The organism is Bradyrhizobium sp. AUGA SZCCT0176 (assembly GCF_018130145.1).
Taxonomy (GTDB): Bacteria; Pseudomonadota; Alphaproteobacteria; order Rhizobiales; family Xanthobacteraceae; genus Bradyrhizobium.
Window position 1 is genome coordinate 590,181 of the sequence record NZ_JAFCMB010000001.1, and the last position, 11,432, is coordinate 601,612.

At 62.1% G+C, this 11,432-nt stretch carries 10 protein-coding genes; 4 read left to right on the forward strand and 6 right to left on the reverse strand.

The window, feature by feature from the left end:
* Positions 1–1,221: 1,221 nt before the first annotated feature.
* Positions 1,222–2,235 carry a formamidase gene (locus JQ600_RS02780; protein WP_212265150.1) on the reverse strand — a complete coding sequence of 338 codons (1,014 nt, stop codon included), beginning with the start codon at positions 2,233–2,235 and terminating at the stop codon, positions 1,222–1,224.
* Between the two features lie 173 nt (positions 2,236–2,408).
* Here JQ600_RS02780 and JQ600_RS02785 point away from each other — a divergent pair, with 173 nt between their 5' ends.
* Positions 2,409–3,119, forward strand: coding sequence for a cysteine hydrolase family protein (locus tag JQ600_RS02785; RefSeq protein ID WP_212265149.1), 711 nt, complete (start codon positions 2,409–2,411; stop codon positions 3,117–3,119).
* On the opposite strand, the gene JQ600_RS02790 is transcribed toward JQ600_RS02785, so the two are convergent.
* From JQ600_RS02790 to JQ600_RS02800, 3 genes are read right to left on the reverse strand one after another with little or no spacing between them, the layout of a single operon-like run.
* Positions 3,106–3,930, reverse strand: a complete 825-nt coding sequence (locus JQ600_RS02790; protein ID WP_212389038.1) for a carbohydrate ABC transporter permease — start codon at positions 3,928–3,930, stop codon at positions 3,106–3,108. The genes JQ600_RS02785 and JQ600_RS02790 overlap by 14 nt on opposite strands.
* Entirely contained in the window at positions 3,927–4,850 is a 924-nt protein-coding gene (locus JQ600_RS02795) for a carbohydrate ABC transporter permease (protein ID WP_409363303.1), read from the reverse strand. The genes JQ600_RS02790 and JQ600_RS02795 overlap by 4 nt, the downstream gene beginning before the upstream one ends.
* A gap of 5 nt (positions 4,851–4,855) precedes the next feature.
* Positions 4,856–6,184 carry a sugar ABC transporter substrate-binding protein gene (locus tag JQ600_RS02800; RefSeq protein WP_212389040.1) on the reverse strand — a complete coding sequence of 443 codons (1,329 nt, stop codon included), beginning with the start codon at positions 6,182–6,184 and terminating at the stop codon, positions 4,856–4,858.
* A gap of 286 nt (positions 6,185–6,470) precedes the next feature.
* Here JQ600_RS02800 and JQ600_RS02805 point away from each other — a divergent pair, with 286 nt between their 5' ends.
* The gene (locus JQ600_RS02805) at positions 6,471–7,490 is read left to right on the forward strand and encodes an alpha/beta fold hydrolase (protein ID WP_212389041.1); all 1,020 of its coding nucleotides are present in this window, start codon (positions 6,471–6,473) and stop codon (positions 7,488–7,490) included.
* A 34-nt stretch (positions 7,491–7,524) separates the two neighbouring features.
* Complete coding sequence (locus JQ600_RS02810) at positions 7,525–8,493, forward strand: fatty acid desaturase (protein WP_212389042.1); 969 nt, start codon at positions 7,525–7,527, stop codon at positions 8,491–8,493.
* Here the strand turns inward: JQ600_RS02810 and JQ600_RS02815 are convergent.
* Positions 8,480–9,091 carry a TetR/AcrR family transcriptional regulator gene (locus tag JQ600_RS02815; RefSeq protein WP_212389043.1) on the reverse strand — a complete coding sequence of 204 codons (612 nt, stop codon included), beginning with the start codon at positions 9,089–9,091 and terminating at the stop codon, positions 8,480–8,482. The two genes, JQ600_RS02810 and JQ600_RS02815, sit on opposite strands and share 14 nt — an antisense overlap.
* Before the next feature lie 39 nt (positions 9,092–9,130).
* Positions 9,131–9,988: a VOC family protein gene (locus JQ600_RS02820; RefSeq protein WP_212265142.1), complete on the reverse strand. Its 858-nt coding sequence runs from the start codon at positions 9,986–9,988 to the stop codon at positions 9,131–9,133.
* A 73-nt stretch (positions 9,989–10,061) separates the two neighbouring features.
* Between JQ600_RS02820 and JQ600_RS02825 the strand changes: the two genes are divergently transcribed.
* A complete protein-coding gene (locus JQ600_RS02825) occupies positions 10,062–11,429 on the forward strand; it encodes an FAD-binding oxidoreductase (protein ID WP_212389044.1) in 1,368 nt (455 codons plus the stop codon).
* Positions 11,430–11,432: the final 3 nt, after the last annotated feature.

Below are 11,432 nucleotides of genomic sequence, written 5' to 3' on the forward strand. Positions count from 1 at the left end.
AATCAGCTGAGCAGCAGGAGATTATACCAATTCCATTGTCGCGGCAATGTGGCGAACTATTCGTTCAAAGAAGGTTTGGGGTACTTCATCTTGAAGTTGATCGATGGGGTACGAGAGCGGCCGGCGGCCGTGCCGCTATCCCGTTGCTTTCCCTATCCTCTTCTTAAGTCCGAAAATGCTGCAGATGCGCAGATGCCTGGTCTGGGGGCGCAAACTTTAAACTGGGCCAACATCCGGCATGCCTTGGAGAGGGATTCTCCCGCGGGATCAAGCTGGGTCTGCTTCCAGCGGTATATGTGGGTGGATCAATGGCTGGTGAAACCGACCACGGGGATCGGGACCGTCAGCCGATGATCAGTCCGCCGTCCGCATTGAGCAGTTCGAGTACCTCGTCGAGAATTCGCTCCCGCTTGAATTCGACCAGCTTGTCGCGGCTTGCCGATGATCGGCTGGGGAAAGCATCAGCGTGCCCTGCAGGAGGTGAGTTGATTTTGAGCGCCGACCCCGTCTTGAGTCTGCCCGACGGGCAAATCAGTTCGGTTTTACGGAAATCATGTCAAGCCCCGAAATGAAAAATATTTCTGTTTACCAGAACGCAAATCAGGGGCATATATTCGCCCATCCCGTCCCACTCAGAAGGGCGTCGGCCGTCGTCACGGACGTTGGACGGGTTGCGGTGGACGCTGGTTTACGCCTCGACGACGGCGTGGATAAGCGTACGGCAAAACCGTGTGGTCCTGGCGCCCGTGGCAGGCGTCAAGCTGTCGGAGAAGCGCAAGCGGGAACGGCAGCGACGGAGTCAACCAAGAACTCGTCTCCGGGGAGATCACGGCATAAGCCGTAAAGCCATTGCGCAGGGAAGGCCGGGTGTTCTCCGCTGCCCTGTATGCTCGTGTGCACTTTGTTTTGTGCAAACCGCACGCGAGACCGCGGGTGCAGCGCGCACCCGGTCTTCCCTGCGCCCTCTCATGAGAGGGCAAGGAGATTTCTGGCAAAGCTCGGGCGCAGTGCGTCGCGAGAACGCGAAAGTGCGTTTGGTGCTCAGCGTAGCTACAAACACCGCTGTCGTCCCGGCCTTGAGCCGGGACCCATACTCCGCGGCCCCTATTGTTGAAAAAAGAAAGATAACGACTGCAGTGCAAAGCAATTGCCGCCGGTGGCTATGGGTCCCGGCTCAAGGCCGGGACGACGATAGTAACGCCGGGACGACAAGGAGAGAATCTACTCCGCCGCCTTCGCCGTTTTCCCGAACATCCTAGTCGGCGCCGGAAAACCGCACGACGTGCCGTCCGTCACCTTGACCTGATCCTCCCACGGCAGCCGGAACGTACCCGCCACCATGTCCTGCATGAACGTATACGGGCAATCCATCGCGCCGCCTTTCACCGCGACATAGCCGCGGTGCCAGAGCTGGTAGATGTTGTTCTCGACGCCCCAGTGGATCCGCGCCTCGCGCACCAGGTCGGGGCGGACTTCGGCGGTGATGATCTCGTCGGCGCGGCCGGTGGTGCCGTGGGCGATGATGCTGCCGTCGAAATTCACGATCATGCCTTCGCCCATGGAGTCGAACGAGCCGTCGGAGCCGCACATGCAGACGTTGGCGGTCACCATCAGGTTCTGGAAGGAATTGGCCTGATTTGTAAAACGCCAGCTTTCGCGGATCGGCGCGGTGTAGCCGGCGGTGCGGATCATGATCTCCGCACCCTTGTAGGCGCATTCGCGCGCCATCTCCGGGAACATGCCGTCATGGCAGATGATCAACGCGAGCTTGGCGCCTTTCGGTCCCTCGATCACGGGAATACCGATATCGCCGGGCTCCCACGGCTCGACCGGGATCCAGGGATGGAATTTCCGGTAGTAGAGCTTGATCTCGCCGTTGTTATCGATGATCAGGCCGGAATTGTAGGGATTGCCGTTCGGGTTGAACTCCATGATCGAGAAGCAGCCCCAGATATTGTTGTCGATACAGGCCTGCTTGAAGGCGGCGACCTCCGGTCCATCGAGCCGGCACATGATCTCGGGATTGGTATCCATCGACAGGCCGTGCAGCGAATATTCGGGAAATACGACGAGATCCATGGTGCCGAGATTGCGACGCGCCTTGCCGACCATGTAGACGATGCGCTCGGTCTGGCGTGCGAGGTCCGCCCTGGTCACGACAACAGGCAATTGCAGTTGAACCAGCCCGATCACGACGCCTTCCGGCGATTTGTTGAGGCCTCCAAGTCCGTTCATGTGTTCCTCCCGAATTTGTGGCGCTGCGGCAGACCGCCGGCGTTTCGACGTTGCGATACCGCGATATTTAGCAACAAGCGTGCCAACTCATTGCCGGCTTGCGCAAGAATTGTACAATGGCATGCGCCTTGCTTAATCTCACCGGAAATTACTCTCGGTCGGGCGCTTGCATCATGACGAACTCAAAGGGGCCATCCATCGGCAAGGTCGCCGCCGAGCCGGAGCCGATCGCGCTCGAGTGGGCGGCGACTGCGCTTCTGATCATCGACATGCAACGCGACTTCATGGAGCCCGGCGGCTTCGGCGAGACGCTGGGCAATGACGTGTCGCAGCTGGCGCGCGCGGTGAAGCCGATCGCTTCGGTGCTGTCAGCGGCGCGCGAAACCGGCATGCTGGTCATCCACACCCGCGAGGGACATTTGCCCGACCTGTCCGACGCACCGCCCGCCAAGGTCGAACGCGGCGCGCCGTCATTGCGGATCGGCGATCCCGGACCGATGGGGCGAATCCTGATCCGCGGCGAGGCCGGCCACGACATCATCCCCGAGCTCTATCCGCTCGACTCAGAGATCGTGATCGACAAGCCGGGCAAGGGCGCGTTTTACGCCACCGAACTCGGCGACATCCTGGAGAAATACGGCATCGAGAATTTGCTGGTGTGCGGCGTCACCACCGAAGTCTGCGTCAACACCACCGTGCGCGAGGCCAACGACCGCGGCTATCGCTGCGTGGTGCTGGCCGACGGCTGCGCATCCTATTTTCCCGAGTTCCATGAGATGGGCCTGAAGATGATCAAGGCCCAGGGCGGCATCTTCGGATGGGTCACCAATTCGTCTGCGGTACTGGAAGCGCTCGCACCGGAGCTCGCAGCTAGCCGCCTTTGACGGCGCCTGCGGTCAGCCCGGCCACGATCTGCCGCTGCGCCAATACCGTGAGCAACAGGACGGGGAAGGTCACGATGAGCGCGGCCGCCGCTAGCGGTCCCCAGCTCAACTGGTCGAACGAAATCATGTTGTAGACCGCGACGGGCAGCGTGCGCGTCTCCCGTCCCGCCAGCACGATGCCGAACACGAAATTATTCCAGGAGAAGATCACCGCGAGAATGAAGGCAACGGCAAGCCCCGGACGGGCAATCGGCAGCGCCACGTGAAGGAACACCTGCCAGCGCGTGGCGCCGTCGATCAGGGCGGCTTCCTCGAGCTCCAGCGGCGTGGTCTCGAAATAGCCGATCATGATCCAGATCACGATCGGCACCGTGACCACGAGATGGATGATGATCTGCGGCACCAGCGTGCCGAGCAGTCCGAGCCACTGGAACAGCAGGAACAGCGGGATGAGATAAGACAATCCCGGCGTGATGCGGGCGATCAGGATCACGATCGCGGATTTATGCGCCGCCATCCGCGCGATGCCATAGCCGGCGGGCACGCCGACCAGCATGGCGAGGCCGGTCGCGGTGCCGGTCACCACGAGGCTGTTGATGAAATAGGTCAGGAAGCGGTTGGAGGCGAGCACATCGGCATAATTCTTCCAGGCAAAGCGCTCGGGGAAAAACACCGGCGGGTAGGCGGCGTTGTCGACCTCGAACTTGACCGACAGCGAGGCCATCCAGAGAAAGAACAGGATCGCGGGTGAGACGACCACGAAGATCGCAAACCACAGCCCGATCTTGCCGAGGATCTGACGGAGATTCATGCGCCGCTCCCGATCTCGGTCCACATCGTGCGCTGGCGCAGATGCAGCATCAGTGCCGCCATCGCCACGATCAGCAGGAAGAAGATCACCGCGATCGCCGAGCCATAGCCGAGGTCGTAATAGATGAAGGCGACGCTGTAGAGATAAAGGTTGATGGTCTCCGACGCCGAGCCGGGCCCGCCTTGCGTGATTGCGAAGATGATGTCGAAGCTCTTGACCGCGTCGATCATGCGGATCATGCCGGCGATGAACAGGAACGGGGTGATCAGCGGCAGTGTGATGTAACGGAACACCTGCCAGACGCTGGCGCCGTCGATCTGCGCGCTTTCATAGGGCTCGGTCGGGATCGCGGCGAGGCCGCCGAGCACGATCAGCATCACCAAGGGAGTCCATTGCCAGGTTTCGACCAGCACCAGCGAGGGGATCACGGTGCCGGGATGGAACACCCACAATTGCGGCGGCAGGCCGACCAGCGACAGCAGGTAATTGAGCACGCCGAGCTGCGGGTGAAACATCATGGTCCAGACCAGCGCGATCGCCACCGGCGTCGCCATCATCGGCATGATGAAGACTCCGCGCAGAAAGCCGCGGCCGGGAAACTTGGCGTGAAACACCACGGCCGCAAAGGTGCCGAGGATCAGCGGCAGCAGCACCGACAAGGCGGTGTAAAGCAGCGTGTGTCCGACCGCTTCGACGAAGCGTGGATCGTTCGGCATTCGAACATAATTGGCGAAGCCGACAAAGGTGGTCGGCGAGCCGACCTTCCACTCGTTGAGGCTCATCCAGATCGTGAACACCCATGGGAACACGATCACGGCGAGCACGACGACCAGCGCCGGCACCACGAACGGCCAGTAGGTCGGCGGCCGCCATTCCTGCCCCGGCGCGGGATCAGCCGCGGCCGGAGTGACTTCTGCTATTGCCTTCACGCTTTTTCACTGCGCTCCAGGATCGGGCGGAACTGCTCATGAGCCTTCTTCAACTCCGTCGCGGGGTCAGCACCCGAAAGGGTCGAGGTGAGGGCCGCGCCGACGAGATCGCGGAATTCGGCGACGGGAATGATGACGGGCAGGCCGAGCTTGCTGATCTTGGCGGAATCGATCACCGACTGCAGCCATTCCTTCGGCATCTTGACCCCGCTCTGGATCTCGGGGTCGTTGAGGATGGAGTTGCGGAACGGCACGCCGCCGCCGGCCTGCAGCAATCGCGCGCCTTGCTTCTTCGAGACCGCCCATTGGCAGAGCAGATAGGCGGCTTCCTTGTTCTTGCTGGCGGCTGCGATGCCGATGCCGTCGCCATAGGTTGCCGAATACTGTCCCTTGGATCCCTTGGGCACCACGGTGTAGCCGACCTTGCCGACGATGCGCGAGGCGGCCGGGTCTTCCAGCGGCGGCGCCCAGCCGACGCCGTCGATCCACATCGCCGAGCGGCCCTGCGTGAACGAGGCCATCGACTCCATCCAGTTGAAGCCGGCGACGCCGGGAGGCGCGACCTTGGTCAGCAGCGTCTGGTACAGCTTGGTGGCTTCGATCGCCTCCGGGCCGTCGGTCAGGATGCCGCCCTTGGCATCGAGGAATTCGCCGCCGGCGTTGAGGAAGAAGTTGGTCCACAGCGTCATGTTGGCGTTGCGCAGGCCGCGCCCGACGAAGCCGAAGGTGCCTTCCTTGGCGTCGGTGAGCTTTTCGGCGGCCGCGACCATCTCGTCGAAGGTCTTCGGCACCGCCACGCCCTTCTTCTGGAACAGCTCCTTGTTGTAATAGAGGATGAAATAGTCGACCGACCACGGCAGGGAGTGCATCTGTCCCTTGTCGTTCTTGGCGTATTGCAGGCCGCCGGCCGAGAAATCGCTTTCGACCAGGTCGGGCGCGGTGAGGTTCGGGTCTTTCATGTAGCCGGAGATGTCGGCGAGCCAGCCGGCCTTCTCGAACTGGCGCTTCTGCACGTGGTAGCTGACATGAACCACGTCGAAGCTCGGCTTGCCCGAAGCAAGTTCGATCACGGCCTTCTGGCGCTGCTGCTGCTCGGGGATTTGCTCCGATTCGACCTGGATGCCGGTGAGTTCGGTAAATTCCTTGATGTTCTTTTGAAAATTGTCGCCGCGCGGGCCCTTGGCGAGGATCACCTCGAGCTTGGTGCCGGCGTATTTTTTCCACTGCGGTTCGGCCGCGCGGGCCGGAAAGCCGGTCAGGCTCAGCGCGCCTGCGGCGGCGGTGCCGGCCAGAACGGAACGGCGCGAGATCAGATGATTCTTCATTGTTTTTCTCTCCCTGGGTCGGCTTGTTTTGCGGCGATAGTAACGTCCGTGCGTGGCCTGCCTAGCCCCCTTGGTGCGGTATTATGGTGGAAGGGGCGAGGGGCGAGGCGGCGGATCAGCCGCTTGCGTGCCATCGAAGCAATTCGTTGCTTGCGGCCGCGCCGTCAAACCGTGTTCCTGCAATGGTTACCGGCGATGGCAAGCACCAACGCATCGCGCGGCTTGCAATCGTATCTATATAATGTACTATTAGTACAGTTAATGTCGAGGCACCGGAGCCGGGCACATGACGACCAGCGGCGACTATCAGGTCTTCGAGGCGGGCGACGTCCCGCTTCAGTCTGACGTCGTGTTCCCTTCCATGCGTCTCGCCTACAAGACCTATGGCAGCTTGAATGCGCGGAAGGACAATGTGATTGTCTATCCGACGTCGTTCAGCGCGCAACACTTAGACACCGAATGGCTGATCCAGCCCGGCGGCATCCTGGATCCCGAGCGCTACCTCATCATCATTCCGAATCTGTTCGGCAACGGCCTGTCTTCCTCGCCGTCGAATTCCGGGATCACCCCGTTTCCGGCGATCAGCTATCACGACGCGGTCGCGGTTCAGCGCCGGTTGCTGGTGGAGCAATTCGGCATCGCGAAGATCGCGCTGGTCTATGGCTGGTCGATGGGCGGCATGCAGGCCTACCATTGGGCGGCCTGCCATCCCGACATGGTGGAACGCGCCGCCATCGTCTGCGGCAGCGCGCGGTGCTCGCCCTATAATCACGTGTTCCTCGAGGGCGTGAAGGCGGCGCTGATCACGGACCCCAATTTCAGGGATGGCCGCTTCACCGCCAAACCAACCGCCGGCCTTCGCGCCATGGGGCGCATCTATGCGGGCTGGGCGATGTCGCATGCCTTCTACAGGGATGAGGTCTGGCGCGAGGGAGGCTTCACCTCGCTGGAAGACTATCTGACGCGCTCCTGGGATGAAGCCTTCGCACGGCGCGATGCCAATGATCTGCTCGCGCAGATCGGCATCTGGCAGCGTGGCGACATCAGCCGGTGTGCCGAATTCGACGGCAACATCGGCCGCGCGCTAGCAGCGATCAAGGCGCGGGTGCTGTTGATGCCGGGACAGACCGACCGTTACTTCGACGTGCGCGACAATGAGGACGAGATCGGCAAGCTCGTCAATGCGAAGTCCGCTGAACTTCACCCCATTCCGTCGATCCACGGTCACCGCGCCGGAAATCCGATCAACTACCCTGCGGATCGCGCATTCATCAACGCCGAGATATCGGCGTTCCTAAAACGTTGAAAAACAGAACCCATCCAACGAGGCGACTGCAACCATGAACATCGTGACGTCAGTTGAACCAAAACTCCGGGAGAAGCCCCTCAGTCCCGCGACGCTCCGCGAACTCTCGGAACGATCGGATCTTCGAGGCGCGGTTCGCACCGTCAGCCATTACGGCGCAATTGCTATCGTCGGGACCATGATATGGGCGGTCTCCTCGAATTACGGATTGGCGTGGGCCTTGCCGCTGATCGTCGTGCAAGCCTATCTGGTGGCCTTCCTGTTCATGCCGATGCACGAGACCGCCCATAAGACCGCGTTCCGGAGTCGCGCGCTGAATCCTGTCGTCGGTCATCTGTCGGCCTTCATGATCGCGCATCGCTACGAATATTACTGCCTGTTTCACTGGGACCATCATCGCTACACGCAGGATCCCGACAAGGATCCGGAATTGATCGTCGGCCCCAAGCCGTCCTCGGACACGCAACTCGCGATCGCCTATAGCGGTCTTGTCCAGCTCGCCGGCCGTGAGGCGCTGATGCTGCGTCACGCCCTGACCGGCAAGGTCGCACTGCCCTGGATTCCCGAGAACAAGCGCCACATCATCGTGCGGGAAGCGCGCCTCTATCTCGCGGGTTACGTCGCGCTGCTGCTGATCTCGCTTGCGCTGCATACCGCTATTCTGCTCTGGGTCTGGATCGTTCCGCTGCTGATCGGCCAGTTGATCCTGCGGCCCTACCTCTATGCGGAACACACCGGATGCGAACGAACGCGCAGCGCCTTCGACAACACCCGCACCACCTATACCGGCACCGTGATGAAGTGGTTCGCATGGAACATGCCCTATCACGTCGAGCATCACGCCTACCCGTCGATACCCTTCCATGCGCTGCCAAAATTGAACCGGATTGTCGACGACCGGATTGCGTTCCGGGGGCAGGGCTATCTGGCCGTGACGCGCGAGACGTGGGCCTGGTTCCGCCGCGAGCGGCGCAAGCACGTCGATGGCGTCAGCGGCTCATGATGATCAGCAGGGTGTCGACGAGATTGCGGGCTTGCGCCGGCGAGATCGGTTTGATGCCGAAGATGTAGCGATAGAACAGGCTGCCGTAGATCGCGTCATACAGGTCTTCCGGCGCGCCCGCCGCTCCGATGCTGCCATCCTGCTGGCCGGCAGCGATCAGTTCAACCAGGGCTGTCCTTCGGTATTGCAGATAGCGCTCGTAGAAGATTTCCGCCGACCCGGTGTTCGAAATGCATTCGGAGATCACCGCGAGCTGTACCTTGCCGAACTCACCCTGCAGCGCCTTCGCATAGGCCGCGGCGTGGCTTCTCAGGCGGTCTGCCGGCGTGCCGATGCTCGGCAGCGGCAGCATCAAGGAAGCATGGTTCAGGAACGCATCAATCAGCAGCGCCTCGCGCGACGGCCACCATTTGTAGATGGTCATCTTCGAGACGTTCGAATCCCGCGCCACCGCATCGATGCTGGTGGCGGCAAGGCCCGTGGTTGCCATCAGGGTGTAGGCGCTCTGCAGAATAGCGTTGGTCGTCTCGGCGGAACGGGGGCGGCCACGGCGGGTCGTTGCCGTGTCGCCGTCCGGTTCGCCCTTGCCCTTCGCCATGATCCGGCTGTCCCCTGATACAGCGACAAGCGCGGTCGGCTACGCCTTGACAAAGGCGAGCAGGGTGCCGTTGCCCGCGGCAGGTGGCACGATCACGCCGCCACCACCGTTGCGAACCCCGGTTGCGCCAAGCGCCTTCTCGGCTGCGGTGACGTCGGCCTCAATCACCAGTCCCGCGCCGCCACGCTCGGGCAGACCGTTCAGCGATACCTCGGGGTAACGCTTGCTCAGTTGATCCCTGGTCAGGAACACGAAGTCGGCGCGATCGGAGCCTGAGGGTACTGCGATGGCGCCGTCCTGCTCGGTTCTCGCGTCGCGATCGATCATGCGCGACATATGCGCGGCGTCGTTGGCGGGTTCCGGCGAAACGATCAGCACCTGCCGCAGTCGTTTGGCACCATTGGCATGCTTCATCAGTTCGGGAATCCACACCGTCTCGCGCGTCTTGTGCTGGCAGGCGAAGATGCGCACGCCGCCCGGCGCTTCCGCGGTCGGCCATTGGAACGTCCGGAATTTTGCCGCCGAGAGGGTGCCATCGGGCATCGTCACCGGCCGCTCGAAATCGGTCGGTCCAACCGGCGGATAGCCGCGCGCGCGGATTTCTTCGGCGCCGTCGGCGGAATCCACCGCGGTAAAAGCGATGCGTTCGATGCCCTCGCCGCGCTTTTCCAGAAACGCGCGCGCCGGAGCATTATGTTCTGTCGGCGTCAAGACACCGAGCAATTCCATATAGTCAGGGTCGAACATGATGGTGTAATTGCCCGATCCCATATGCGCGCTGTGGGTGCCGCGCGGCGACACCGTGAAGCCGAGCCGCCTGTAATTTTCAGCTGATTTGTCGAGGTCCTTCACCATGACCACGGCGTGATCGATTCCGATGACGTTCTTGAGTGCCACTCTGCCATTTCCCCGGGCTGATGATGCGTACTAAGCTAACCATTCGATCTGCCGCCCGCAAGAAAGGATCACGATGAATAGCGCCGAAGTCCGCTGGCCGCCTTCGCTGTGGGCAGCAGTGACGCCGTCAGGGCCTAAGCTTCCGGAATTGACCGGGACGCAGCAGGCCGATGTGATCGTGATCGGTGCGGGCTTCACGGGGTTATCGACGGCGCTACATCTGCGCGAGGCCGGGGTCGATGTCGCGATCGTGGAAGCCGCAGAGCCGGGATGGGGCGCGTCGGGTCGTAACAACGGCCAGGTAATTCCGACGCTGTCGCGGCCCGACCCGGAAGACATCATTGCCAAACACGGCGTGGTCGGCGAGCGCTTCGTCGGAATGCTGCGCGATAGCGCGTCGACGCTGTTCGAGGTGGCGCGGCGTTACAAGATCGAGGCCGAGCAGGAGGAGGCCGGATGGGTGCAACCGGTGCATTCACCGGGCCGCATCAAGATTGCGGAAAGGCGTGTGCGGCAATGGTCGAAGTTCGGCGCGCCGGTTGAACTGCTGTCGCGTGAGCAGGCGCGCGACATGACCGGGTCGGATGCATGGTACGGCGGCTTCTGGAACAAGACCGGCGGCCACATCAATCCGCTGGCGCTGGCGCGCGGGCTTGCACACGCGGTGCTGGCCCTTGGCGCGCGTATCTACGCCCGTTCGCCGGCAATCAGTTTCGAGCGTCGCGGCGATCGCTGGGTGGTAAAGACCGAAAAGGGCGAGATCAGCGGCCGTGCGCTGGTGGTTGCGAGCAACGCCTATAGCGGTGAATTCTCGAAATCGCTTGTGCCCGACATGGCACACGAGGTGATGCCGGTGCTGTCCTGGCAGATGTCGACGCAACCGCTGTCGGACAATGTCCGCAAGACGATCATCCCCGGCCGGCAAGCGCTCTCCGATACCCACGGCGAATTGTATTTCGCGCGCTATGACGCGCGAAATCGCCTGATTACCGGCGGCGCCGTGCTCGGCCCCGGCAACAAGGTCGAACGGATCAAGGCTCTTGTGACGGAACGGCTGCAGCGGCTGTGGCCACAGATCGGCGAGGTCGCGTTCGATTATGTCTGGAACGGTTATGTCGGGATGACGGCGGACTTCTTGCCGCGCATCCACAAACTCGGGCCCAACGCCTATGGCTGGACCGGCTGCAACGGCCGCGCGGTCGCGCTGACGATCCCGCTTGGCAACGAATTGTCAAAGGCGGTCCGCGGCGTGCCGGAAAGCGAACTGGCGCTGCCGTTCACGGAACCGGTGCCGTTCGTGATGCACGGAGTGCTGCGCAAAATCGCCCCCTGGATGCTGGTGCTCTACCGGCAGCGCGACGCGCAGGAATTGATGAAGGGCGATCGTTTCGAGTTGCTCCGATGGGCGGAGTATTTTCTCGCCTCGCGCCGGCCGCAGTGACCG